Raw genomic sequence first — 23542 nt, 5'->3', positions numbered from 1 at the left:
ACCCAAACTCTTTTTAATGGTTCATATACCTTTCGAACGGTGGAAGCATGGAGCACGTCATAGCCCTGCATCAGGTCTACGCGGAGCTGATATTCAGAGGACTTAAGACGGTGGAGCTCAGGAAGAGCAGGGCCTTCGGTGAGGGAGACATAGTCTTCCTCTATGTAGCAAGGGGAAACCCCTACGAGCTCAGGGATACCCTGAGGAGGCTTGGCCTCCACGAGGAGCAGACTCTAACGCAGAGGGGGACGATAGCGGGCGGCTTTGAGGTAGGCGAGGTTATCAAGGCCGACTTAGAGACCCTCTGGGAGATGACAAAGGACACCAGCGGGCTAACGTTGGTTCACGGAGAGAACGGTAAGAGGTGGCTCGGCAATTACATAAGGGAGTACGGCTACGCCTTCACGATAGAGAGGCCGTTCCTCTTCAAGGAGCCGATGAGCAGGGAAGAAATGAAGGAGCGCTATGGAATCCACGTGGAGGGCATAATCCACCTCTCAAGAAAAACGAGAAAGCCGTGGGTGAGGGCCCTCATTGAAGACCTTCTCGCGAGGGACGTCGTTTACCTCTAACTCTCATCAGGGTTTCCTTCGCCAGTGTCCTTCCTCTCCTCTTGAGTGCCCTCTTCCTCGACTTCCGGGACGAGAACGTACGGGCCAAGGCTCAGCTTCTTTATTTCCTCCTCGGTCAAGAGCCTGCTTTTCACCTTCTCGCCTATAAGGGCGCTGTTACCGAGCGGGTCCATTATCCTCACTGTTATCGGCTTCTTGCCTTCCTTAACGTCCTCGATGTACTGGAGTATCTCGTCAGCCTTCTTAACGGCCTCCTCGTCGCCCTCCTGCCTCCTGAACTCCCTGGCCATTAGGAGGGTCTCCCTGACCCTTTCAAGGACTCCTTCAACGTTGGTGATAAAGCCCTCCGAGGCCGGGCCAGGCTCGATCTTGACGCCGATTTCGTCAAGCTCTATAGTACCGCTCTTGCTTCTGACAACACGAGTGAAGAGATCCTTCTCCTCCTCGACTTTGACAGTGTAGAGCTTCGGCGGTCTGTCCTCAAGGATCATGACGTCGGCGTTGCGGTAGCCACACTTCTCGCAGATTATCGTGCTCTCCATGACCTTGCCGAAGTAGGGTATATCGTGAATGTGCTGAATGGCCTTGAGGGTGCCCTTCCCACCGCAGATTGGACAGTCCCCAAGTGAGATAACCTGAACCTCGCCGAGATCCTCGCGAACTTCAACTTTCTGTCTCTTCTCGCCGTTTTCACCCATGAGCATCACCGAAGCTAAAGTACCGAGAACCGTTTATAAATTCATGGTAGGGTTGAAGAAGGGCGAGATAAAAGATAACCTCACTTGGCGATTCTTATATCGTTTGGCAGGAGGATGAGCTTTATCTCATGTTTGCAGACCTTGGCGGCCTGTCCGTCGAGGGCACTGACCATACCCTTGAGCTGCTGGACGACCTTCTCGAGTACATCGGGCCTCTTCTCAAGTGGAGTGAGGTCAACGAGCACGATGTTGCCGTTCTGGAGCTCCCTGGACACCTTTTCGAGGTCTGAGTAGCTGGTGACAGTTATCTTGTGCAGATACCTAAGCTGAGGTTTAACGAGCTCCTTAGCAAGAACATCCTCCTCAACAGGGATGACCTCAACCTCCGTCCTCGTGGGAGCGGGAGCCCTTTCACCTTTAATCTCCTTCTTTATGCTGGGAGGCTTTACAGTTGGCTTTATATCCTTCTTTTTTAAGCTGTCAAACAGTCCCATAACTATTCCCCCCGATTGACCGTGAACTGTCTTACTTTTTGATGTTTTCCTTTATAGCTCTTTCCCAAACTCCGATGGACTCTCCTCAAGAAGCCTGAACAAACCTATGAACGAAAGCACAAACGCGGTCAAACCAAACACAACCACCACAAAGCGAACCGGGGTCTTCCCCCTAACGGTAATGAGATACAGTCCCCAGACAACGAGCGCCAAGCCCCACATGGCAGTGGTCAGAAGAAGATCCTTCTTGCGCTCCTCGCGGAGGAGGAGATAGAGCGTCCTTGCCGCGAACCCAATGAAAACTACCGCCGCCAGTGCCATAATGACGTCCATAGCGACCACCCAAAACAGAAAAGAAGAGACATCAGGCCCTTCCGACGGCCTTCAGAACTTTCTCCCTGATCTCGTTGCCCTTCTTCAGGGCAACTTCGAGGGCGTACATGACTTCCTCCATCTTAAATGCCCCTGCCTCGCCCTTCTGGGCCGCTGAGATGTGTCCCGTCTCGTCGGTCGTTATAGTAAGCCTGCCGTCCATGACGCGCTCCTCGTCGAGGTTCGGGTCAACGACTATGGAGTTACCGATCTTGGCGAAGGTTACAGGGATTGGGACGTGGTTAACCGGGAGAGGCTCGTACTCGTCGAGTATCTCAACCTCGCCAGTTTCTTCGTTGTAGTTGACCTTTGGCAGCTTTGTGCTGAGGAGAGCCGCTATTGCACCGATTCCGCTGGCGTCGAGGAGGTTGCCGCCGTGGTCGAGAACGTGAACGTCTATGAATATAACCCTGACGAGCTTGCCAGGAACTATGACGAGCTTCTCCAGGTCAACAGCCTGACTCTCCCTGATTCCCCTGTCAACGACGCGCGCCAGTTCGATTGCGTTCTCGTCCGGCGGGCCGGGTTCAAATGTCGGTGAGGCGAGCGGGACGAGCTCAACGTTTGTCGTTATGACGCCCCTGTCGGGCAGGTCGGGGAAGGGTTCGCCAAGTTCAGCCTTAATGCCCACTAGAACTTGGGTGTCACCCAGCCTGACCCAGGCGGAGCCCTCGGCCTTCTCGATAACGTTGACCTTGATCTCAAGGTCGCGGTAGTCCTCAAAGGAGCGGCCGTCTATTCTCTTGCCCTCGCGGAGCAGTTCGATGATGTGATCGCGCATTATGCTGGCCATGACTTCCATCTCACTCATTTCCCTCAACCTCCTGGGCTATTTTGAGGTACTTTTCCTTGAGGGCCTCCCTCTGCTTCTGGTAAACGGCCTTGGCGCCCTTTATGGCAAGTCTCACTGCCTCAAGGAACTCATCCTTCGTCAGGTAGCCGTCCATCTGGAGGAGAGTTATGTCGTTCTTGAGCGGCATTATGGCAACCGGTACGTCTGCCTCTCCATAGTTGTCCTCCTCCTTGTTGAGGTCGAGAACTATCTCGCCGTCTATCTTTCCAGCGGCGCACGCGGCAACCAGGTCTTTCATCGGAATACCTGCATCAGCCAGAGCTAGCGAAGCGGCCGTTATTCCAGCAACCCTCGTACCGGCATCCGCCTGGAGTATCTCGATGAAGACGTCTATGGCAGTCCTCGGGAACATGTGAAGGAGCAACGCCGGCTCAAGCGCACCCCTTATGACCTTGCTTATCTCAACGCTCCTTCTGTCCGGCCCGGGCTTCTTCCTCTCCTCAACGCTGAAGGGCGCCATGTTGTACCTTACCCTGAGTATAGCCCTGTCCGGCCTCTGGAGATGCTTGGGGTGTATCTCCCTCGGGCCGTAGACAGCGGCCAAAACCTTGTTCTTGCCCCACTCAACGTACGCCGAACCGTCGGCGTTCTTGAGGACGCCAACTTCCATCTTGATAGGCCTAAGCTCGTACTTCTTTCTACCATCAATCCTCTTACCGTTCTCATCGATGAGCTTTAATCCTTCAGGCCTGCCCATCATCTTCTCCACCCTCTTCTCCGTTAACCTCGGGGATTTCCTCTATTACTCCCTGCTCCTTAAGCTCCCTGAGCCTGCTAAGGAGGAACTCCTTAACGCGATCGGTGAGGCCCTGGGTGTGGCTCTCCCTGTCAACCTTGAGTATTGCCTCGATTGCGAGCCGCTCAAGCTCGTCGTTCTTTCCGCTGACCCATACCCATCCATTCTGCCCCACGATTATCCTCGTTCCAGTTAGGGTCTTTATCATGTTGATCATCGAACCGCCCTTGCCTATGAGCCTGGGGACTTTGGACGGTGTTATTGTGACGAGCTGGCCGCCCCTGAGCGGTCCGCCCTTGAAGGGCATTCCTTTAGTTGTGAGGTCAATCTGGTTTACCTCGTTGAAAGCCTTAACTTTGGCGTAGATTATGTCCCCGATGTCGAATATCTTCCTCAGGTCGGTCTTGAGCAGGTCTATCCTCTCCTCAACGGCATCCTGAACCCTGAGGCTCGCCTGGTATGGTGCTCCGATGTCCACAGTCCAGCTGGAGAACTTGACGTCAACGATCTTCCCCAGGACATTGTCCCCAACCTCTGGGATATAGGGGCCTTCGAGTGGTATGACCCTTATCACGTTTCCCCTGATCTCAACGAGGCCGATGACGGTGGAATAGATTGCGTTGCCTTCCCTGAAAGTCCCTCTTCCGTTCTTAAAAGGCCCCTGGGCGAGTAAAGTCCCAGGGACAACGAGTTCTCTGGGTTTTACAAAAATCTTCTTCATAGGCCCTTCCTCTCTAACAGTTTAGTTATCGCTTCGCCCTTTGTAAGGGCGTTGAGCTTTTCATAAAACTCCTCCTCAACTCCACCGGGTATCTCAATCACGAACATCCAGGAGCCGTCGCTTCCCCACTCTTCCCTCTTGATGTTGCCGAACTTCCTGACCTCTCCATAGGCCCTCCCAACGTAGTCTCCAGGTATTTTGACTGCTATAACCTTGACCTCAAGCTTTAGCGGGAGTATCGGCCTTATAGCCTTGATGACCTGTGGAACTTGAGCCTCGGCATCCTTGAATATGTCAATGTGCACTCCTGCCTCTTCCATGGCCCTGAGAATTCTGTCAACCGGGTGGGGATAGCCCGTCCTCGGATCAACTGCGTGCCTGTGGATCACAGTGGCTATGTAGCGCTTTTTGTCCTCAAGCATCTGCCTCCTCTGCTCAGCTGTCAGCTGAACCTCACCCTTTCGGAGGATTATCTTGGCGACTTCGTACGGGTCGCTGGTGCCGAATATTTTCTCCATCTCGTGCTCGCTCGCCTTGTCACCCTTGTGGGCGTCCTTAAAAACGTAGGGAGTGGCGAGGATCTCCTCTATCGGAACGTCCTTGCCCTCCTTGAAGTCCCTAGCCAGGTAAGGATCGACCAGTATCTCGAAAGTCTCACCATGGGTCTTCAGACGGGCGATGACGGCCTTATCAACACTTATCGGCATCGCCCGTCACCTCAGTAGTTCTGATCGAGTTCGGAGTAGTCTTCCTGTTTCTCCTCAACCTCTTCCTCCTTAACTTCCTGGAGGATCTCGTTGAGGTACTTCTCAAGCTCCTCCCTCGGGAGCTTCTTCCAGCGCTTCTCGTCCATGGTTATGTAGGCAACCTCTATACCCTCAGCAGTTGGCTCTTCGAGGGTCTTCGCAAGGGCAAGGATTGCGAGCTTTATGGCGTCGTCCTTCCCGATGTCGTCCCTGTAGTGCTCCTCGAAAATGGCCATGGCGGTGTTCCTGCCACTTCCTATGGCAACTGCTTTCCACTCGAAGTAGGCGCCGCTCGGATCGGTCTCAAAAAGCTCGGGCTTCTCGTTTACGCCCGCCATAAGCAGGGCGGCGCCGAAGGGCCTCACACCACCGTACTGGGTGTGGGCCTGCTTAAGGTCGCATATCTTCTTCACCAGAACGGTGAGCGGGACGGGTTCGCCGTAGGTGAGGCGGTAAATCTGGGCCTCAAGCCTGGCCCTGTCAACCAAAACCCTGGCATCGGCAATAATGCCGCTCGGAGCGGCCGCTATGTGGTCATCAATAAGGAATATCTTCTCATAGCTGCTCGGTTCGATGAGCTTGCTGGTGATCCTCTTCTCAACAGCGAGGACAACACCGTCCTTCCACTTAACACCGACAGCGGTTGCTCCCCTCTTCACTGCCTCCCTGGCATAGTTGACCTGGAAGAGCCTTCCATCAGGGCTGAATACCGTAATCGCCCGGTCGTAACCGGCCTGCGGTGGTACAAACGCCATTTCACATCACCTCTATTCCCTTTACTCCTTTAGCTTACTCTACGGGCCATCTATTAAGCTTTTCTATTCTCCCCTAAAAGCGATGACCGCCATCCTCCTGGCGGTTCTCCTCGCAAGCTCCAGCGGGATGAAAGACACTGCAAAGATGACCGCTCCCAGTATCAGGGATGCTGTCCACCCCAGGGGCTTAAAGATAATGAGTCCGAACCCTACTAGGAGCAACAGCAGGCCCGCGAGGAGAAGCTTTCGGTAAGCAATTTCGAGTTTTTTAAGTTCTTCACTCATGCTCCCACCGGGGGACTTTTTAAGATGGGTGGTTTTAAGTCTTTGGTGGTTCTATGGGCTGTCCGTTCTGCAGTCCAAAAAGGGAAAACCTGCTGTACGAAGATGAGCTGATAAGGGTAATCCTCGATGAATACCCAGCGAACAGGGGGCACGTGCTTGTCATCCCCAGAAGGCACGTCGAGACGTGGGAAGAGCTGGACGAAAAAGAAAAAATCGCCCTAATGCAGGGCGTTGACCTCTCCATGAAGGCCCTGAAACAGGCCCTAAATCCCGACGGCTTCAACGTAGGCATTAACCTTGGACAGGCGGCCGGTCAGACAGTCCCCCACATCCACATTCACGTTATTCCGAGATGGAAGGGAGACTGCAACAGGCCGAGAGGCGGAGTGAGAAAGGCGGTGTTGGACATCGAGGACGAAAACCTGAACAGAAAAGAGCGCTGGGAGAAAAACAGGTTAGGGAAAGACGAAGTAGACTCCTTACGGAGGGCCTTTCTCAGTCTCCTAGGAGAGGGTACTTAGCCTCGTTCTTTCTGATTTTCCTGCCAACGGCCTCATCCAGGTCTATTCCAAGCTCATGCGCCAGGAGTACGAGGTAAATTATGACGTCCGCTATCTCATCCGCGACCTCCTCCTTTTTCTGAGGATTCTTTACAGCTTCGAGGATTTCCTCATCGCTGAGCCACTGAAAGTGCTCGAAAAGCTCTCCCAGCTCAACCACAGCGGAGATGGCCAGATTCTTTGGTGTGTGGTACTTTTTCCATCTTCTAGCGTCCCTGAATTCAACGACTATTCTTTCAAGCTCACGGAAGTCCATACCCATCACCTCAGTAGAAGTGAGCCTCGCTATTCCTGAGGAGCTCAAGAAGTTTGAGGAACCTCTCCAGCTCCTCCCTTGAGAAGTGCTCTTCGGCATCCGTCTCTGGATCGAGGGATAGAAGAAATTCCCTGGCCTTTAAGAGGTCGTCCAGATCCTCCTGGAGCTCAATGGCCCGCTGGGTGAACTCCAGGCTCGTGTAGGGTGTCTCCATAGCCCTCTGCTGGTTGGCAACTATGGCGATCTTAAGACTCGCTATGGCCTCGTCAAGGATTTCCACCAATTCTTTTATTTTCATAGACCTCACAAAGGATTCGTGCTCTAGGTATTTAAAGCCTGCGAGAATACTTTATAAGGTTCAACGCAAATACAATAACAGGTGTCCACGAATGGACTTCGCGCTTTTCATGGAAAGGTATGGGTACAAGATTCTCCTCGTGATCATGCTCTCCATCGTGTTTGGAATCATCGGAATATTCGTTGGTGCGGTGTTTGTGACCTTGAAGTCATACGGTCTATACGTTGGGGGAATGATACTTATAATCACATCGATTTACGCATTCACAGTTAGAAGGAAATACTTGCAGTCTTACGGTGACGCAATGGGCAAGTACTTCTACGACCCGAAGCAGGGAAAGAGACCTTAATAAGTCGAATATTTTTCGGCTTTTTTGGGTGTTTTCCTGAGCATAGAGTTTTAACCTTATTCACGGAAAGCCTACGGTGGTCATCGTGGAGGCTCTAAAGAACGCTCCTTCTAACGCTTCACTCGAGGTCTCGGCTAAAAAAGAGAGAAAGCTCCTCATGGGAAACGAGGCGATTGCCTACGGCGCACTTGAGAGTGGAGTCGTCTTCGCCACGGGTTATCCAGGAACACCCTCAACTGAAGTCATCGAGACGATAGCGAGGCTGAAGCCGGAGGTCTTTGCCGAGTGGGCGCCGAACGAGAAGGTAGCCTTAGAAGAGGCCGCTGGAGTGGCTTATACTGGGCTAAGGGCCCTCGTTACAATGAAGTGCGTCGGCCTAAACGTTGCCGCCGACCCGCTCATGAGCCTCGCCTACTCCGGCGTTGAGGGTGGGCTTGTAATACTTGTCGCGGACGACCCCGGGCCGCATACGAGCCAGACCGAGCAGGACGACCGCTATTATGGCAAGATTTCTCTCCTTCCCGTTCTTGAGCCGGCTGATCCTCAAGAGGCCCACGACATCATAAAGTACGCCTACGAGCTGAGCGAGCGCTATAAAGTCCCGATAATCTTCAGGACAACGACGAGGGTGAACCACACAACGGCCGACGTCGAGGTCGGCGAGTTCGTCGAGCTTAACAGGAAACCCGTCTTCAAGAAGGACATTGAGAGATACGTGAGGGCCAGCATGGAAGGCAACAGAAAGAGGCACAAATGGCTCAACGAGACGCTGAGGAAGATCGAAGAGGAGTTCAACGAGATACCCTTCAACTGGGTCGAAGGGAAAGAAGACGCCAAGCTGGGAATAATCGTTGAGGGTGCCCCCTACAACTACGTGAAGGAGGTTCTCCCAAAGATAAACGCCGACTTCAAGGTTCTCAAGCTCTCAACTCCCCATCCGCTCCCGAAGAAGCTCGTTGTGGAGTTCCTGAAGACCGTTGAAGAGGCGATAGTAATTGAGGACGGAGCCCCGTTCCTTGAGGAGGAGGTCAAGATAGCCGCCTACGAGGCTGGCCTGAACGTTCCAATCTACGGCAAGAGGACGGGGCATCTTCCGCTTGAGGGCGAGCTTACGCCTTCGCTCGTTAGGAACGCCCTGCTGAAGGTCATCGGCGAAGAAAGTGAGGAATACGTAAAGCCCGAAGAGGTCGCCTACGCCGAGAGCTTAGCTCCGAAGAGGCCGCCGGTAATGTGTCCCGGCTGTCCTCACCGCGGCTCATACAGGGCAGTACTCGATGCCCTCAGAGACCTCAAGCTCGGCCGCTACAAGGTTCCTATTCACGGAGACATAGGCTGCTACGCCCTATCCCTCCTCCCGCCGCTTGAGGCCATCTGGACCGAATACGTTATGGGTGCGAGCATAAGCCTTGCCAACGGCCAGAGCGTCGTCATGGACAAGAAGATAATAGCGACCATCGGCGACTCAACCTTCTTCCACAACGGAATCCAGCCGCTCATAGATGCCGTCTACAAGAACCTGAACGTCCTGGTGATGATACTCGACAACAGGACGACGGCGATGACGGGCCACCAGCCGCACCCGGGAACCGGCGGAAGCGAGACAGGAAGGAAGTTCAACGAGATAGACATAGAGGCCCTTGTGAAGGCTCTGGGAGTCAAGTACGTCAAGACCGTTGACCCCTACGACCTCAAGGCGACGAGGGAGGCAATAAAGGAAGCGATGCAGATCGAGGGGCCTGCGGTTATAATAGCGAAGCGCGAGTGCGTCATTCCCGTGATAAGGCGCGGCCAGATCGGTGAGAAGCCGATAGTCATCGAGGACAAATGTACCGGCTGTAAGGCCTGCATACTCCTTACGGGCTGTCCAGCGCTCGTCTACGACCCTGAAACAAAGAAGGTCAGGATAGACGAGCTCCTCTGTACTGGCTGTGGAGTCTGCAACCAGACGTGCCCGTTCGACGCCATCAAGTTCCCGAGCGAGCTGAAGAAGGGGGCCTAGCCCCTTACAATTTTTAAGAAGGGAACGTTGTCAAAGTCGCTGTCAAAGGTTGCTATTTTCGTTATTCCGTGCTTAACGCACGTTGCAACGATTATAGCGTCGTTTGGAAGAAGTCCGTACTCCCTGGAGATATCTTTTAAAATCTCAAAATCGTCTTCCTCTTCCACAACTGTTATTCCAGAAAGCTGCACAAGTTCCATAACCGTGGAGTAAGCCTGCTCAAGCAGATACTGCCCTTCTTTTAGCTTCGCGAACTTCTTTGCTTCATAAACGTTCGTTATCCCCTTATCGCGGGCCAGTCTTCTGAAGACAACGTACACAGCCTCGTTTATTGCGACTTTGGACGTTACCTTCTCAGGCAGTTCAAGAATTCTCTCAGCGTTCTCGCTCATGGGCGTCTCAAAGAGGTACGAATAGAGCACGTTGGTGTCAATATAGATCACCGAACTCAGCCTCCAGCTCGTAGGCTTTGAGTTCTTCCATTTCGGCCTTACCCAGGATACCCCTCAATTTTCTGAAATCCTCAGAGGTCTTTCTCTCTAGATTTTTTCTCATGAGCTGGAGTTTGACGACCTCGAGCTCAACGAGTCTCCTAATTTCCTCGGGATCAACGTCAGCAGGAACGGTTATCTTAACCGTTACGGTAGGCACGCTCCCTCACCTAGGAACATTAACTCGGGGAGACCTTTAAGTTTTGTCCTCTAAAATAAGCACTGCAGACCACCAATTTTTCCCCGCGAGCTGGAGAAGGGGGCCTAGCCCCCCTTATTCTTTCCACACCTCAAGCACCATGTATCTTCTCACAAGCGGATTGGGATAGAGTTCCCAGCTTATCCCATCAGTATCCGCCTCGATTTCTCCGAAGAGTCCGCCCTCTCTCGGGTCGAGGCTCTCTCCGTATATCTCCCCGGGTTTTATATCGACCTTCATGTACCTAGGCAACCCGACTAAGACCTTTCCGTTCTTCCTGGCGTATTCTATTGCCCACTTGGCAGTGTATATTCCGGAGTATATCTCGGCTATCCTGACGGGAACGCTCCACTTTCCTATGGCAATTACCTCAATCCCCGTCTCTTCCCAAAGCTTCTTTGCCAGCGGCTGGAGGTCTTTAGCGAGATCCTTCCAGACTTCCTTTCCTCTGTCAGTTATGCCCAGCGCCTCTATCGTAGGTTCATCGAGCTTCCTGACCTCTATTCCCCCAATTGTAGAGTCAAGGTGCACGACGTCGGGTTTAACTTCCCTGGCAAGTTCAACGGCCAGATACGCCTCGTCCCTGATGGCCTGCCTGCCGCTCATGTCGTAGTTGAAGGGGTCAGCGTACTTGACCCTGCTCAGCGAAGCCGTTCTGTAGGGCTTTTCAACGAGCACGGCGACGGTCGCTATCAGCCCTATGGGGTTATATGCATCATCAAGAAGTGCACCACCCGTGTCAGCAGCGACTATCCTCATGGTAACCACCGAATACCAATATACTCTCACGTCCAAACTACTATGGGGTATCAATATGGGAGACGCCACGATTTATGAAGTTTTGGGAAAGTACGTTGATGGCCTCGCAAAAGCTACTCCAGTCTGCATCGCGTACGAGAGAGCGCTTCTGAATGGGGGGCTGATAACACCCGCAGAAAAAACTGTCAAATTTACAGTTTTCATGTACTCCCAAACCTTAGAGGTCGATGCCATATGGAGTGAAGACCACCTTGGAGGGCTTTCAATAAGGGGCACTCCCGTACTTCATCAGAAGGGGTCAGTGGTCACTCTGCAGTTCCCTATACGAGAAGGAGAAGTCCTGGTAGAGCTGATGGGTGGAAGGGAAATAGGGAGAGCCCTACGGAGAGTGTCATCGTTTTGTATCGAGGGAATTGGAACAGTGATGTGGGTCAGAGGTTAGTCCTCGTCACCGCTCGGAACTCGGCAAACTCATCATTCCCCGAAGCCTCTCGAGCTCTTCCCTTAAAGACCTTACCTTTTCTTCGCCAAGAGCACTCCCCGAGTACCTCCGTATCGCATCCTCAAGCTCTGGGAACCCACCAAGAAATCCTGGAAGCCGCTCGGGTGGAACCAGCATGCCAGTGCTCCGATACATCACCATAGCTGCCAGGGAGTAAAGGGCGTTTAGATACGACTCGTAGGCACCGCTGTAGTCTCCGCGGGAGAACATCCTATCGCCTTCAGCAATTAGCTTTTCAAACTTCGAGAGCAGCTCTTCCATCCCAACCACCGGGAGGTTTTTATAATCCTGACTAAATAAACCCTCCGGGAAAACATGAGGGCTGAAACTGCAGTTTGGGCGGCTGTCATTGCAGTTATCTTATACGTATCATGGAGGGTTATTCTTCCCTTTCTTGAGCCGCTTTTCTTCGGGCTTATTCTAGCCTACGCTTTCTATCCTATCCACCGAAGGTTGAGAAAATTCGTTGGAAACCGTGAGTCAGCGGCCTTCATCAGCTTTACCTTCCTCGTTCTCGGAGGAACCTTAACGTTTGAACTGGCAATGATGTCACTAAAGCTGGCCTCATCGTTTGCCGGGAGCATAAGGGACGTCCTTAACTGGATTCTAACCCTCCCCCTTCCAGAAGACGCCAGGACTTTCATTCTCAACATCAAAGCTGAAGCAACTACGAGAATAGCCGAGTACGTCTCAAGCAGGGCGTTTTCGATACCGCTGTACGTAATTCAACTCACCGTGTTCTTTCTTGCCTTTTATTACGGGCTTGCTTATTCCGACCAGATAGCACGAACCATCAGAGAACTCCTGCCGGAAGAAAACCGGGAATTGGGCGAGGAAATACTCTCAAGCGTCCACAAAACTCTCTCTGCCCTCGTGAGGGCATGGCTCCTTCTGAACGTTGCGAAGGGCATCCTGATGACACTTGGATACATAGTCTTTGGCGTTTCTGACGTTTACACCGCAGTCATAGCTGGTTTCCTGACTTTCGCGTTCTCCTTCGTGCCGCTCTTCGAAGGCTGGATGATATGGCTGGCGGCGGCCATATACTTCGCCCTCAACGGGATGTACCTCCACGCCATCGGCATCTCAGTCTACGGCGCCTTTCTGGTCTCGCCGATGCCGGACTACACAATAAGGCCCATGCTCGTCGCCAGAGACACAGAACTGGACGAGACCCTGGTCTTCATTGGAATGGTGGGCGGAACATGGGCCATGGGGCTTAAGGGCATAATAATCGGCCCAATCGTGCTGAACGTATTGTTAGTCCTCATAAAAGAGTGGAAAAAGCTCACAGAATCTTCACACCAGCTTTCTTCATCTCCTCAAGGGCCTTCTTCTCGTCCTCGGGGTTGATGCCCTTAACGGCATCGCTCAGGAGGTAGGTCTCAAAGCCGTGCCTGACCGCGTCGAGGGCTGTTGCCTTCACACAGTACTCAGTGGCAACACCGCAGATGTAAACCTTCTCAACGCCGTTCTCCCTGAGAATCTCCGCGAGGTTCGTACCTTCAAAGCCCGAGTAGGCCTCCTTATCAGGTTCGGTCGCCTTTGAGATTATTATGGTGTCCTCTGGCAGGTCCACAACGAACTCCGCTCCAGGAGTGTTCTGAACGCAGTGTGGTGGCCAAGGACCGCCCCTCTCCTTAAAGCTGATGTGGTTCGGGGGATGCCAGTCCCTCGTGGCCACTATGAGAGCACCCTTCTCTTTGAACTTCCTGATGTACTCGTTGCATTTGGGAATGATGGTGTCGCCCTCCGGTACTGGGAGCGCCCCCCCTGGCATGAAGTCGCGCTGCATATCAACAACTATGAGGGCCTCCTTCGGCATCGAGCTTCACCCACTCGTGTATTGACATTGGGGCTTAAAAGGCTTAAACGGAACTCAGAACTCTGGAAGCCTGTCCCTGAACTTCGACATATCCACTCCTTTCTCCATGCCGAACAGGTACGCTAAGATGGCCTCGTCGAGGTCTCCGTAGCGTTCGCGCATCTTCTTAATGCCCTCCAGAACCTCAAGTTCGCTCCAGCCAAGGGAGCGGGCAATATAAGAGACCATCTCACCGAGCAGGGAACCAGCCTCTTTCTCTTCTTCCAACTTTTCAATAACGACAAGGAGTTTCCCTTCACTCTCCTCCAGAAGACCTTCTTCGATCCATTCCTCGATGGCCTTTTTGGCCTCAGTGGGCGACATCCTTCTGAGCCTGAAGCTGAGAATACCAACTAACTCGCTCTTCGTGAACTCAGGGGAGCCTTTAATCTCGATGGCCTCCTCAAGCGGGTGCATATCCATCAAACTTATTACCTTCCCAGATTTAATAAACCTGGTGGTTGGAATGGAGATAAGGACGCATAAGCTCGCCTCGGAGAGGCTTCTTGGAAAGCCCGTGAAAGTTGGACCGCCCGAAGCTGAAGTCATTCTGGAAACTACAGAGGAGATGGCCGTTGACGAATACGGACTCGTTCACGGCGGCTTCACGTTCGGGCTGGCCGACTACGCAGCGATGCTGGCCGTGAACGAGCCGACGGTCGTTCTCGGAAAAGCAGAAGTGAGGTTCCTCAAGCCTGTGAAAGTCGGGGAGAGGCTTCTGGCGAGGACAAGAATTTTAGAGAACTCAGGAGGGGGTGTGGGGGACGGAACGTCCCCCCAAAGGAAGAAAGTGGTGAAGGGTGAAGTCTTCAACGAAAAAGGAGAAAAAGTGTTCGAGGGGACGTTCCACTGCTACGTCCTGGAGAAGCACGTGCTGGAGAAGGGTTAAGAAAGCAAAACAACCGCTCCAAACAAAGCCGCCTGGAGAACGCAGAGAGCAGTAAGAGTCCAGACTAAGGGGTTGAACTTCTCACTTTTACGGAATTCTTCTTTTCTGGCCAGTAATATCGACAGAACACCGAAGGTCAAAAAGGACAGAAAGCCTACTGCATCCATGCGAAACGCCATTAGCAATGAGAGAGTCAGACTCAGAACGCCGACCGCAGTTAGAAAGGGAGCGATGGCCCCTAGATGCTTGATCTTCTCGGGATAAAGCAGGCCAGCGAGCAGGAAAAACGACAGAGGTACTGGAAGGTAGAGGAAGAATATAACGATCATCAGACCAAAGGACACATACCTACCCTCGTTCTCAGCTGGAAGTTGGGGGAGTGAAAATCTAGCGTGGAGAACCATCAGTATCTCGGCCACCAGCATCAGAACTCCGATGGTTGCGAAAAGTACGGGGAGTGCTCTGAACCTCTTGCCCTTCATCAGTGGTAATTAGACAGAAACTCTTTTATACATTTCTATCGAAATCCGATATCGGTGTTCGATATGATAAAGAGGGTTCTCCTCGGCTTCATGGGCATCCATATACTCCACCACGCGAGCAAAGGAGAGGTGACGGGCTCGTTCATGATGGAAGAGCTGAAGAGACACGGGTACAGCGTGAGCCCTGGCACGATCTATCCGCTCCTTCACAGGATGGAGGAGTTGGGCCTGCTGGAGAGCCAGTGGGGAGTCAAAAACGGAAAGCGCGTCCGACTTTACAGGACGACACCCGAGGGGGAGGAGCTTCTCAAACGGGCAAAGGAAAAAGTCCGTGAGCTGTGCTCAGAACTCTTGGAGGAGTGAGCCATGGAAAACGGAGAAAAGGGTAAAAATGAGCGAAAAATCTTTGGAATAAGCTGGAACGTCTTCCTGCTCGGAATAGTCAGCTTCCTGAACGACATGAGCAGCGAGATGATAAGCCCGATAGTGCCGAGCTACCTTACCGACGTTCTCGAGGAAGGCAAGCTTATCAGCGGTTCGATTATGGGTGCCATAGAGAGCATGAGCTCCCTCTTCAAGGTGGCGTTCGGCTACGTAAGCGACCGCTTTAGGAAAAGGAAGGCTTTCGTATTCATCGGCTACGCACTCTCAACCCTCGCCAAGGGGGCCCTGGCTTTCACCCGCTCTTGGTGGGACTTTCTGACGCTGAGGGCACTTGACAGGATAGGTAAGGGAATAAGGACGGCGCCGAGGGACGCTCTAATAGCCGAGTCAAGCGAGAAAGGTAAGAGCGGCAAGTCCTTCGGCTTTCACAGGATGATGGACACGCTAGGAGCAGTAGCTGGCCCGCTCGTCGCCATAGGCATCCTCAAGCTCCTCGAAGGCCTGCCGGTTGAAAAGGCCTACCGCTACGTCTTCCTGCTGTCAGCAGTTCCGGGGCTGATCTCACTCTTAGTTATTCTGCTCTTCGTTAAGGACAGAGGGGCTGAGGTCAAAAAGAAGATAACCGGAATCTCAACGCTCAGGGACAGAAACCTGCAGCTCTTCCTCGCGGTCGTTGCCCTTGGAGCTCTCGGAAGGTACAGCTACGCCTTTACCCTCTGGAAGGCGGAGGAGCTCGGCTACACGGTCGTTCAAGGAATGGCATTCTACGCCCTCTTCAACACAATCTACGCGCTCTCGGCATACCCAATAGGCATCTACTCTGACAGGCTCGGGAAGAAGAGGATGATAACGGCTGGCTTTGCCGTTGCAGCCTTGGCTTCCCTAGCCTTTGCCTACGCCAGAGACCTGGCAACTCTGGTTGGTGCGTCCGCCCTCTACGGCCTCTACATAGCGATTGAGGACACCGTTCCGAGGGCTTACATGGCAGATCTAGCCAAGGACTACGAAAAGGGTACTATAATAGGTGCCTACCATACAGTTTTCGGTCTCTTCGTGCTTCCGGCTTCGGTGATAGCTGGCTACCTGTGGAAGACGTATTCCCTGACATACAGCTTCCTTTTTTCCGCGGCGATGAACCTGCTGGCACTCGTCCTTATGTTGCTCGTCCCCGAACGCTGATGTCATTTTGACAAACTTTTTTCCAACATTCCCATATTTTTTGTCAAAAAGACTAAAAAGGGAAGGACGTAGAAGATGCGGGTGGGGACATGAAACTTCTGGTTCTCGGCACGGGGGGCACCATAGCGAGTGCAAAGACGGAGATGGGATACAAGGCAGCGCTCAGTGCAGATGATATCCTTCAGCTGGCGGGCATTAGGCGAGAAGACGGTGCCAAGATAGAAACCCGGGACATCCTGAACCTTGACAGCACTCTCATACAGCCAGAGGATTGGGTGACTATCGGACGGGCGGTTTTTGAGGCTTTTGATGAATACGACGGTATAGTAATAACACACGGAACAGACACACTCGCCTACACTTCTTCCGCCCTTAGCTTCATGATAAGGAATCCGCCGATACCCGTTGTTCTGACCGGTTCAATGCTCCCGATAACCGAGCCAAACAGCGACGCACCCAGAAACCTTAGAACGGCACTCACCTTTGCAAGGAAAGGATTTCCCGGGATATACGTGGCTTTCATGGACAAGATAATGCTCGGGACGCGCGTTTCTAAGGTTCACTCCCTCGGCCTCAACGCCTTTCAGAGTATCAATTACCCAGACATAGCCTACGTGAAGGGTGACGAAGTCCTCGTTAGACATAAGCCCAGAATTGGGAATGGTGAACCATTGTTTGATCCAGAGCTTGACCCTAACGTTGTTCATATCAGACTTACTCCGGGGCTTTCACCGGAGGTTCTTAGGGCAGTCGCCAGGGCCACAGATGGAATCGTCCTCGAGGGTTACGGGGCCGGAGGAATTCCCTACAGGGGCAGAAATCTCCTGGAGGTAGTCTCTGAGACAGCGAGAGAAAAACCTGTTGTCATGACTACGCAGGCTCTCTACGGGGGAGTTGATCTGACGCGCTATGAAGTCGGGAGAAGGGCCCTTGAAGCCGGCGTGATCCCAGCGGGCGACATGACAAAGGAAGCGACTTTGACAAAGCTCATGTGGGCGCTGGGACACACCAGAGATCTTGAAGAAATCAGAAAAATTATGGAACGAAACATCGCGGGCGAAATCACTGGGAGTTAAGCAAGCTTTTTCAGCTCATCATCTCCCACGATAAGGGGTCTCTTTGACTCAATGACATAGCTGAGCTCCCAGGTTACCTCGCCTTTGTTCATCAGCTCGGCGTAGCGTCTGGCCTTCTCTTCTGCCTCTTCAAGGCTCTCAGCCTCAATGATCCTCCTCACATACCACTTCCTGTCTCCAAAGCGGAGCTTGAACTCTGCCATGAACATGGGCACCACCGGAAAACCTAACGTTCACGTGCTTAAAAAGTTTGAGAGGCTACATAACTCAAAGCTCGGCGGCCATGTAAACGCCGTCCCGCTCAAAGGCCTCGTAGGTTTTCGTGCCTTCCTTTGTGTGCAACTCAACGACCACTTTTTTGGGCCTCTTCTCAACTTCGACTTCAACCTTTCTGTCGCTGAGAACCTGAATGTAGGCATCTCCGCGGCGCTCGAACTCAAAGACCAGGGTGTCTCCGTCCCAGCGGTGTCCCCTAAAATCGACACCGCCCATCCGAAACGTAACTTCCAGGGTAACCTTCATGTTTGTACCTCCAGTACTGATAGAGGGCGGGAGTTATAAACGTTGACATTCTAAAGCCCAAACGCGCCTTTTATGCCGTTGATTATCATCTGAACTGCCATTGATGTCAGGATCAGACCCATCATCCTCGTCATCACCTTGATCCCGACCCGTCCAAGCCGGGCCTTTATCCTGTTGGCGGAGCAAAGGACGAACCAGACGGTAATCCCAATCAGGATTATCGTCAGAATCACCGCGAGCCTCTGAAGGTTGGTCGTGCTTTTGGCCATGTAAAGCATAACCGTCGTTATCGCACCCGGGCCGGAGATAAGTGGTATCGCCAGCGGAATTATTGCAACTTCCTCAAGAGTCACAACTTCCTCGCTGAACTCCTCGGTTTCTTCGTTGCTGATCTTTACCGATGACAGCTTTCCGGAGAGCATATCGAGGGCCATCCTGAAGAGCAGTATTCCACCTGCTATGGCAAACGCATCTGTGCTCGACCCGAAGAACTTGAATATCCACTGCCCGAGCAGGGCGAAGACCACAAGGGTTGCAACTACCGATATGGCTGTCTTAGATGCGATCTCCCTCCGCTCCCTCCAGGACAGGTCGTGGGTAACGCTCAAAAAGACGGGGACTGCACCCACGGGGTTCGTTATCGCAAACAAGCCTCCGTAGAGAAGTATCAGATACTTGAGAAACTCCACCACTTCTAACATGCCACCACCAACACCGATATGTTAAAGCAGTTAAAAATGTCCCGCCCAATTGAGCAGTTACAACAAAAACTTTTTAAGGCCAAAAATTACTTCTTATTGATGTATTATGGGACACACAATCTATTATAATACTTCGATACAAAAATGGTACGGATTCAAGAAATTCATGAGGAGAGTATGTTCTGGCGTTGGTTATCAGTTAAAAGAAGAGAAAGGAACTCTCATAATATTTCCCCAGAAGAGGGGCGTCGAACCCCTCAGAATCAAAAAAGAGGGGGATGGCTTCGCTAAGACCAACCTAATCGAGCCAGAGCACTCGATATACCTGCTGATACTTCACTCGGTTTCGTCCTTTGGCTCGGTCTCCGTTTGGGAGGATTGAGTGTCAAGGTAAACTTCAAGTATCCTAATGGGTCTGGAGCTCCTGAACACCCGCTCTTCCACGAGTAGCTTAACAACAACCCCAGGCTCGGCATCAGGAACCGCGGGCACCCAGTAGTAGCCGGGTTTAACGTTGGCTGCCATGTCGTCGTGGACAAAGACCTTAACCAGGTCGTTCTTGACTTCCTCGACGACGCCGTAGGTGTAGTCCCTGCCGTAGCGAGACTTAAAGTAGTGACGGAAAAGGATAACTACAAGTCCAATAACGCCAAGGTATGCGTAGTACCAGTAGGCATCCAGAGATAGCCTCCTCAAAAGTACGTATCCCACATACGAAACAAAAGCTATGGTGCTAACCACAAGATAGAACACCCGATAAGCCTCAAAATCCAAAATGTAATCAGAGTACCGCACGAGAATAAATCTCAAAACTAGGAAATAGAAAGCGCTGAGAATTATTAGGGCTAGAAAGTAACCGAGATAAGCTACAACCACGCCGGTTACTAGGTATCCTAAGAATATCAACTGGAGCAGCAAACTAGTGACCTCATGGGGAGTCATCCACTGTTTTTGTATTGGCCACGACTTGGGTGGACGAGCTGAGGGGATTGGCTTGAGCATCATTTTCATGACTCCAGCAGTTCTTTTAGCAACTTTCTCTACTCTCTCCCCAATACTATAAAGGATATCTCCCACGTCCAATTTCATTCACCCGGATGCATTATCAAATAGGGCCTTTTTAGTATAATTATCGAGTTGGAACCGTCGCTGTTCAGGACTAACAGGCGTTCCGGTAACATTACAGCTATACGGGGGAACTACGCATTTGAGGAAGTAGTAGTCAACACTGTCATAGTTATCTGGGATTGAGCCCCCAATGCTCTGAATAGCACCTAGAAGCGCTTTATCAATAGTTCGGTTAGGAACAATAAACGTTGTAAGGCCCACAGGAGTGGGCTTCATCCCAAGGGCATTTTGAAAAGTCTCAGCAAGATGAAGATAATAGCTGTGGTGGCCATTTGGATTCGTGTTCACAGTTCCTTCAAATCTCTCAAGCACAGTCGGATAGTATACTCCTGCAGAGGCATTGTCATAGAGTCCTACATAGCACCAGTTCAGGACAAGTTCGTTTATATCCTCAGATTTGTTGACATTATAGTAACCATATTCTTCTCCAGGATACGGAATTCTACATGGTTCTATTATTCTTGTGTATAGACCGTTCAGCATTCTAACAATGAACGGATCTTCAAAACCCTCAACACTTACTATCGAGTACACGTAACCGTTGGCGGGAAAATCGCCCGAGTACCGTACTCTACCTGAGCTATCAGTTATTGTTATATTCCTTAACTTCACTCTAACAGCAACGTGGAACGAGTCAACAGGCCCGATAAGCATCTCCATGTGAGAATTAAAAAGTTCCTCCGGGGTAGATGGCTCAATACTCATCCCCATTGAGGAGAGATAATTAACAAAATTAGAATACCAGGACTCCAGAGTGACACCCCCCATAGTAGGACTGATATTCCCACCTATTGTTCCATACTTCATAAGCTCTTCTAGGGCTTCAGATGCATTTGAGACAAAGCTGTGGTTGATAACGTACTCAGTGAGGGCGATGTATGCCCTCTTGAAGCTCAAATCAACGGCATTCTGAAGGTCGTCCCTTAGGGTGACAGTGCTGAAATACTGCCTCTCCATCAGACCCCTCTCAGCTTGATTCACAACGACGGCGCTGGAAATGCTCTCGTAAGTTGCGGCAAGGAGAAGGAGTGGTATCAGGAGGAGCAGCACGGTCATGTTTATTAGGTACCCCCTGCGCATCAGCCTCCCCTCCATATCCTCAGGGTAACTGTAATGGGCTCAATGGACGTTGGAACGTTCCTGATGCCAATGGCCTTCCCCTCAATCCCAACCAGCCGGATCCTTATGGGGTTCTTACTTCCACCCGGAATGTATCTACTGTCCCCGAGATGCTCCTTCCACAGCCTCTCGTCCGCCCCCAGCTGCAGGAAGAGGCGCACAATTGCATCGTCCAAGGCATATTTTGAGGGATCCAAATCCTCAACAGATTTTTTGAGGGGGGTATCCGAGGGCTTGCAGTTCCCGACTATGACGCTGTCTCTAGTGCCATCACCGTTTCCAGTTAGGTCGTACCAGTATGTTAAGTTATACCCACAGGCATTGTCTTGGGCGTAGTAGGTGAAAACTTTTCCATAGGGGGCGTAGCCGTTGAGGAAATAGTGGACGATTGCGCGACTTACCGCGGGCCTGAAAGTATAATAGTCGTCTGTACTCTCGATTTTAAACTTATTAATTGAACCATTAACCATTATATCCTTTGAGATTTTCGTGTATGCAACGCGGATCAGGTATACATCTAGGGGAAAACTGAGAAACTCCGTTTGATCTGGTCCTTCGCTTAGGGTTATATTATTAGATGTGTCAATCAAACCAGGAGTATAGATTATTCCTGTCCATACATCAACGTACCAGGGGATGGCCTTTCCGGGGAGGTAGTAGCTGAAGTGCATCTCGGTGTCATCTAAGGATTCCAAGTCGTGAGTCTCCTCAATTGGAATGTAAAATCTGCTCCCAGTAACCGTGGGATTGTATGATATTCTTATCCACGAGTAGGGGTACCCATAGAGTATCCTTTTGTTGTTCCATTCACGATGATAATCTTGCCCCGCATATAAAACTGAATCAAGGCCGTATTCGGCATCGAGCATGATAACGAGGTTGAAATTCTTTCTGGAGAGGCTTTCCAGGGTAGTGTACCTTAGCAGTCCCCTCATTATGGTTGAATTGCTAATATAAAGGTTGTTTCCTATGATGCTCGTGTTTTCATAGATTAAATTAAGGACAGTGCCGTTGGAGTAGTAAACCCTAACTTCATGTACCCCACTAAAGGTAAGGTTCATCTCAATCCCCGTTACATTACCCGGGACGAAGATGGAGTTAAGATAGTAGATACCAGTACCTTTGCTAGTTACATCGTAGAGTTTTATTAACCCAGGGTCATCGGCGTGCGGCGTTGAGGTTACGTAACCCAGATCAACCCAGCTACCGCTTCCCAGGCCAACTTCACGAGAGTCGTCATAACGCGAGACTTTCAAATACACTGTATTAGTTTCTGGCCATATTGAGGATAGGGGTATCGTAAGGTTACCTTCGGAGTTCTTCCAAGTCTTGTTGTTGAATTTGATTACATCAAAAACGTTCCCGTCTTGTCTAGTGTACACGCTGAGTACTCCATACCTTGGCCTAGTATCGGAGGGAAGGTCTATATCAAATTTAATATCAATGTTATTGTTATTGTAATAATCCTCATCTCTACAGGAGTAGCCTGGTATAATTTCAGCATAAACACCCCTTATGATTCTCGCTGTTCTGGTATATGCCTTAGAAGACGAGATAACCCAGTGCCCCCCTAACCAACTCCGCTTCCATTTCCGAGTTATTTCCACATAGACTCCCGAGTTAAGAACGATACCCAGCTGGTCCCCACTGGGGTATTCAAACAAAATCTTAGTCACTTTATATTTCCTCGTATTGCCAACACTACTCAAGTATGAAAGATATAGCTTTAAACTATACCCATCTTTAGATAGAGTAACACCCCCTTTGTATGATACACTCCACCCACCTAAATCGACGTTTAAGTCCACAGTACCACCACTGTACCTTCCCATAACCCGGAATCTTCCAGAAGAAACTTGAGTTGGTTTGCCTGAAGGCGTCTGGTACTGAATGGATAAAGAATTAACGGATAGGGTATAAAAATTGTAATCATGTCCACCCGGCCGGGGATTGGTGCAATACCCTCCTCCAGCAAGAACCCTCTGGATTCCGACGAGCTTTCTCTGCTCTGTCAGGACCTTCGTCAGATAAGCCTTCGCAACATAACCCCTAGGGCTCTGGTTGAAGAGATAACCACTGACCATCATCGTAGCCGTTCCGACGTCACTGGCATTCTCATAGGAGTTGTCAAACGTGAGGAAGGGATCCGTGTAGTTGTTGATTATGAGCTGATATTTGTAGCCCCCAGCTAGATCCCTCAATATTTCACCGAGTATTAAACTTGCGTATCCTTTAAACTCAGGATGCTTGACTGAAAGTGCCCAATATGTGGCCGCTATCTGGAGGGGAGGCATCTTTGGATCAACGTACGTTAGATTTAGGGTTCCATTGGAAATCCACGTATTGATAAGCGAGGGAGAGACGAGCTGGTCTAGGGGAACAGTCCTCAATGTTTGGAGGATTCCTTCTGCAAGCTGTTTGTTTTCGGCACGCAACTGAGTAGCGTAAATACTAGAAGAGTTCTCCGTTACTGCAACTACGCTAACCAAAACGAGAGAAACCAGTACAAGGGAAAGAATAGCGTCAAGAGTGAACACAAAACCCCTTCTCATA

Annotated in this window: 35 protein-coding genes; 11 read left to right on the top strand and 24 right to left on the bottom strand. The window is 51.3% G+C overall.

Annotation, left to right across the window (positions count from 1 at the left end; genetic code table 11):
* Positions 1 to 47: 47 nt before the first annotated feature.
* The gene (locus ACZ5TN_RS09595; protein ID WP_464916609.1) at positions 48 to 572 is read left to right on the top strand and encodes an ASCH domain-containing protein; all 525 of its coding nucleotides are present in this window, start codon (positions 48 to 50) and stop codon (positions 570 to 572) included.
* On the opposite strand, the gene ACZ5TN_RS09590 is transcribed toward ACZ5TN_RS09595, so the two are convergent.
* From ACZ5TN_RS09590 to ACZ5TN_RS09550, 9 genes are all read right to left on the bottom strand, one after another.
* Positions 569 to 1270: a ZPR1 zinc finger domain-containing protein gene (locus tag ACZ5TN_RS09590; protein WP_464917606.1), complete on the bottom strand. Its 702-nt coding sequence runs from the start codon at positions 1268 to 1270 to the stop codon at positions 569 to 571. The two genes, ACZ5TN_RS09595 and ACZ5TN_RS09590, sit on opposite strands and share 4 nt — an antisense overlap.
* Before the next feature lie 80 nt (positions 1271 to 1350).
* Entirely contained in the window at positions 1351 to 1764 is a 414-nt protein-coding gene (locus ACZ5TN_RS09585; RefSeq protein WP_054840242.1) for a cell division protein SepF, read from the bottom strand.
* A 51-nt stretch (positions 1765 to 1815) separates the two neighbouring features.
* Positions 1816 to 2097, bottom strand: coding sequence for a hypothetical protein (locus ACZ5TN_RS09580; RefSeq protein WP_464916608.1), 282 nt, complete (start codon positions 2095 to 2097; stop codon positions 1816 to 1818).
* 31 nt (positions 2098 to 2128) lie between these two features.
* On the bottom strand, positions 2129 to 2947 hold the full coding sequence (gene rrp42 / locus ACZ5TN_RS09575) for an exosome complex protein Rrp42 (RefSeq protein ID WP_464916607.1): 819 nt from the start codon (positions 2945 to 2947) through the stop codon (positions 2129 to 2131).
* Positions 2940 to 3689: an exosome complex exonuclease Rrp41 gene (gene rrp41 / locus ACZ5TN_RS09570; protein ID WP_011250585.1), complete on the bottom strand. Its 750-nt coding sequence runs from the start codon at positions 3687 to 3689 to the stop codon at positions 2940 to 2942. The genes rrp42 and rrp41 overlap by 8 nt, the downstream gene beginning before the upstream one ends.
* Positions 3673 to 4446, bottom strand: coding sequence for an exosome complex RNA-binding protein Rrp4 (rrp4, locus tag ACZ5TN_RS09565; RefSeq protein ID WP_011250586.1), 774 nt, complete (start codon positions 4444 to 4446; stop codon positions 3673 to 3675). Before rrp4 ends, rrp41 begins: the two co-directional genes overlap by 17 nt.
* Positions 4443 to 5153 (bottom strand): ribosome assembly factor SBDS, encoded by a 711-nt coding sequence (locus tag ACZ5TN_RS09560; RefSeq protein ID WP_011250587.1) that lies wholly within the window; start codon positions 5151 to 5153, stop codon positions 4443 to 4445. The genes rrp4 and ACZ5TN_RS09560 overlap by 4 nt, the downstream gene beginning before the upstream one ends.
* An 11-nt stretch (positions 5154 to 5164) precedes the next feature.
* Positions 5165 to 5947, bottom strand: a complete 783-nt coding sequence (gene psmA, locus ACZ5TN_RS09555) for an archaeal proteasome endopeptidase complex subunit alpha (protein ID WP_464916606.1) — start codon at positions 5945 to 5947, stop codon at positions 5165 to 5167.
* Positions 5948 to 6010: 63 nt separating this feature from the next.
* Positions 6011 to 6232 carry a hypothetical protein gene (locus ACZ5TN_RS09550; RefSeq protein ID WP_011250589.1) on the bottom strand — a complete coding sequence of 74 codons (222 nt, stop codon included), beginning with the start codon at positions 6230 to 6232 and terminating at the stop codon, positions 6011 to 6013.
* Positions 6233 to 6285: 53 nt separating this feature from the next.
* Between ACZ5TN_RS09550 and ACZ5TN_RS09545 the strand changes: the two genes are divergently transcribed.
* On the top strand, positions 6286 to 6753 hold the full coding sequence (locus ACZ5TN_RS09545) for an HIT family protein (RefSeq protein ID WP_464916605.1): 468 nt from the start codon (positions 6286 to 6288) through the stop codon (positions 6751 to 6753).
* Here ACZ5TN_RS09545 and ACZ5TN_RS09540 read toward each other — a convergent pair.
* Positions 6728 to 7048, bottom strand: a complete 321-nt coding sequence (locus ACZ5TN_RS09540) for a nucleotide pyrophosphohydrolase (RefSeq protein ID WP_054840240.1) — start codon at positions 7046 to 7048, stop codon at positions 6728 to 6730. The genes ACZ5TN_RS09545 and ACZ5TN_RS09540 overlap by 26 nt on opposite strands.
* 10 nt (positions 7049 to 7058) lie before the next feature.
* Positions 7059 to 7346, bottom strand: a complete 288-nt coding sequence (locus ACZ5TN_RS09535) for a hypothetical protein (protein ID WP_011250592.1) — start codon at positions 7344 to 7346, stop codon at positions 7059 to 7061.
* A 91-nt stretch (positions 7347 to 7437) separates the two neighbouring features.
* Here ACZ5TN_RS09535 and ACZ5TN_RS09530 point away from each other — a divergent pair, with 91 nt between their 5' ends.
* Together ACZ5TN_RS09530 and iorA are read left to right on the top strand one after the other, a co-directional pair.
* Positions 7438 to 7695: a hypothetical protein gene (locus tag ACZ5TN_RS09530; protein WP_464916604.1), complete on the top strand. Its 258-nt coding sequence runs from the start codon at positions 7438 to 7440 to the stop codon at positions 7693 to 7695.
* Positions 7696 to 7780: 85 nt separating this feature from the next.
* A complete protein-coding gene (gene iorA, locus ACZ5TN_RS09525) occupies positions 7781 to 9694 on the top strand; it encodes an indolepyruvate ferredoxin oxidoreductase subunit alpha (protein WP_464917605.1) in 1914 nt (637 codons plus the stop codon).
* Here iorA and ACZ5TN_RS09520 read toward each other — a convergent pair.
* The 3 genes from ACZ5TN_RS09520 to ACZ5TN_RS09510 all read right to left on the bottom strand — a co-directional run bounded on the left by ACZ5TN_RS09520 (position 9691) and on the right by ACZ5TN_RS09510 (position 11143).
* Positions 9691 to 10137: a PIN domain-containing protein gene (locus ACZ5TN_RS09520; RefSeq protein WP_464916603.1), complete on the bottom strand. Its 447-nt coding sequence runs from the start codon at positions 10135 to 10137 to the stop codon at positions 9691 to 9693. The genes iorA and ACZ5TN_RS09520 overlap by 4 nt on opposite strands.
* On the bottom strand, positions 10124 to 10345 hold the full coding sequence (locus ACZ5TN_RS09515; protein ID WP_011250596.1) for a hypothetical protein: 222 nt from the start codon (positions 10343 to 10345) through the stop codon (positions 10124 to 10126). The genes ACZ5TN_RS09520 and ACZ5TN_RS09515 overlap by 14 nt, the downstream gene beginning before the upstream one ends.
* 114 nt (positions 10346 to 10459) lie before the next feature.
* Entirely contained in the window at positions 10460 to 11143 is a 684-nt protein-coding gene (locus ACZ5TN_RS09510; protein ID WP_464916602.1) for a DUF4152 family protein, read from the bottom strand.
* Positions 11144 to 11198: 55 nt separating this feature from the next.
* On the opposite strand from ACZ5TN_RS09510, the gene ACZ5TN_RS09505 reads away from it, so the two are divergent.
* A complete protein-coding gene (locus tag ACZ5TN_RS09505) occupies positions 11199 to 11585 on the top strand; it encodes a hypothetical protein (RefSeq protein ID WP_464916601.1) in 387 nt (128 codons plus the stop codon).
* Positions 11586 to 11591: 6 nt separating this feature from the next.
* Here ACZ5TN_RS09505 and ACZ5TN_RS09500 read toward each other — a convergent pair whose 3' ends face one another.
* The gene (locus ACZ5TN_RS09500) at positions 11592 to 11915 is read right to left on the bottom strand and encodes a hypothetical protein (protein ID WP_464916600.1); all 324 of its coding nucleotides are present in this window, start codon (positions 11913 to 11915) and stop codon (positions 11592 to 11594) included.
* A 45-nt stretch (positions 11916 to 11960) separates the two neighbouring features.
* Between ACZ5TN_RS09500 and ACZ5TN_RS09495 the strand changes: the two genes are divergently transcribed.
* Complete coding sequence (locus tag ACZ5TN_RS09495) at positions 11961 to 12998, top strand: AI-2E family transporter (RefSeq protein WP_464916599.1); 1038 nt, start codon at positions 11961 to 11963, stop codon at positions 12996 to 12998.
* On the opposite strand, the gene ACZ5TN_RS09490 is transcribed toward ACZ5TN_RS09495, so the two are convergent.
* Both ACZ5TN_RS09490 and ACZ5TN_RS09485 read right to left on the bottom strand, forming a co-directional pair.
* A complete protein-coding gene (locus ACZ5TN_RS09490; protein WP_464916598.1) occupies positions 12934 to 13470 on the bottom strand; it encodes a nicotinamidase in 537 nt (178 codons plus the stop codon). The two genes, ACZ5TN_RS09495 and ACZ5TN_RS09490, sit on opposite strands and share 65 nt — an antisense overlap.
* A 54-nt stretch (positions 13471 to 13524) precedes the next feature.
* A complete protein-coding gene (locus tag ACZ5TN_RS09485; RefSeq protein ID WP_464917604.1) occupies positions 13525 to 13926 on the bottom strand; it encodes a DUF2240 family protein in 402 nt (133 codons plus the stop codon).
* Between the two features lie 49 nt (positions 13927 to 13975).
* Here ACZ5TN_RS09485 and ACZ5TN_RS09480 point away from each other — a divergent pair, with 49 nt between their 5' ends.
* Complete coding sequence (locus ACZ5TN_RS09480) at positions 13976 to 14398, top strand: PaaI family thioesterase (protein ID WP_011250603.1); 423 nt, start codon at positions 13976 to 13978, stop codon at positions 14396 to 14398.
* Here the strand turns inward: ACZ5TN_RS09480 and ACZ5TN_RS09475 are convergent.
* Positions 14395 to 14880 (bottom strand): hypothetical protein, encoded by a 486-nt coding sequence (locus ACZ5TN_RS09475; RefSeq protein ID WP_464916597.1) that lies wholly within the window; start codon positions 14878 to 14880, stop codon positions 14395 to 14397. The genes ACZ5TN_RS09480 and ACZ5TN_RS09475 overlap by 4 nt on opposite strands.
* Positions 14881 to 14943: 63 nt before the next feature.
* Here ACZ5TN_RS09475 and ACZ5TN_RS09470 point away from each other — a divergent pair, with 63 nt between their 5' ends.
* From ACZ5TN_RS09470 to ACZ5TN_RS09460, 3 genes are all read left to right on the top strand, one after another.
* Complete coding sequence (locus ACZ5TN_RS09470) at positions 14944 to 15243, top strand: PadR family transcriptional regulator (RefSeq protein WP_011250605.1); 300 nt, start codon at positions 14944 to 14946, stop codon at positions 15241 to 15243.
* A 3-nt stretch (positions 15244 to 15246) separates the two neighbouring features.
* Complete coding sequence (locus ACZ5TN_RS09465) at positions 15247 to 16443, top strand: MFS transporter (protein ID WP_464916596.1); 1197 nt, start codon at positions 15247 to 15249, stop codon at positions 16441 to 16443.
* A gap of 89 nt (positions 16444 to 16532) precedes the next feature.
* Positions 16533 to 17519: an asparaginase gene (locus tag ACZ5TN_RS09460; RefSeq protein ID WP_011250607.1), complete on the top strand. Its 987-nt coding sequence runs from the start codon at positions 16533 to 16535 to the stop codon at positions 17517 to 17519.
* On the opposite strand, the gene ACZ5TN_RS09455 is transcribed toward ACZ5TN_RS09460, so the two are convergent.
* Genes ACZ5TN_RS09455 through snatA form a run of 3 tightly spaced genes read right to left on the bottom strand, consistent with a single transcriptional unit; the run spans position 17516 to position 18742 of the window.
* Complete coding sequence (locus ACZ5TN_RS09455; protein WP_011250608.1) at positions 17516 to 17728, bottom strand: hypothetical protein; 213 nt, start codon at positions 17726 to 17728, stop codon at positions 17516 to 17518. The genes ACZ5TN_RS09460 and ACZ5TN_RS09455 overlap by 4 nt on opposite strands.
* Positions 17729 to 17786: 58 nt before the next feature.
* Positions 17787 to 18041, bottom strand: a complete 255-nt coding sequence (locus ACZ5TN_RS09450) for a hypothetical protein (protein ID WP_011250609.1) — start codon at positions 18039 to 18041, stop codon at positions 17787 to 17789.
* Between the two features lie 50 nt (positions 18042 to 18091).
* Complete coding sequence (gene snatA, locus ACZ5TN_RS09445) at positions 18092 to 18742, bottom strand: neutral amino acid NAAT transporter SnatA (protein ID WP_113708152.1); 651 nt, start codon at positions 18740 to 18742, stop codon at positions 18092 to 18094.
* Between the two features lie 106 nt (positions 18743 to 18848).
* Between snatA and ACZ5TN_RS09440 the strand changes: the two genes are divergently transcribed.
* Positions 18849 to 19124 carry a TonB-dependent receptor gene (locus ACZ5TN_RS09440; protein WP_464916595.1) on the top strand — a complete coding sequence of 92 codons (276 nt, stop codon included), beginning with the start codon at positions 18849 to 18851 and terminating at the stop codon, positions 19122 to 19124.
* Here ACZ5TN_RS09440 and ACZ5TN_RS09435 read toward each other — a convergent pair.
* The 3 genes from ACZ5TN_RS09435 to ACZ5TN_RS09425 form a co-directional block, all read right to left on the bottom strand.
* Positions 19079 to 19744 carry a DUF2101 family protein gene (locus tag ACZ5TN_RS09435; RefSeq protein WP_232500644.1) on the bottom strand — a complete coding sequence of 222 codons (666 nt, stop codon included), beginning with the start codon at positions 19742 to 19744 and terminating at the stop codon, positions 19079 to 19081. The genes ACZ5TN_RS09440 and ACZ5TN_RS09435 overlap by 46 nt on opposite strands.
* 87 nt (positions 19745 to 19831) lie before the next feature.
* Complete coding sequence (locus ACZ5TN_RS09430) at positions 19832 to 20950, bottom strand: hypothetical protein (protein WP_011250613.1); 1119 nt, start codon at positions 20948 to 20950, stop codon at positions 19832 to 19834.
* A complete protein-coding gene (locus ACZ5TN_RS09425) occupies positions 20950 to 23541 on the bottom strand; it encodes a hypothetical protein (protein ID WP_011250614.1) in 2592 nt (863 codons plus the stop codon). The genes ACZ5TN_RS09430 and ACZ5TN_RS09425 overlap by 1 nt, the downstream gene beginning before the upstream one ends.
* Position 23542 lies beyond the last annotated feature (1 nt).

Source organism: Thermococcus sp. JCM 11816 (assembly GCF_055396515.1).
The sequence above is the reverse complement of the archived record's forward strand: the minus strand, read 5'-3'. Positions and strand labels throughout refer to the sequence as shown.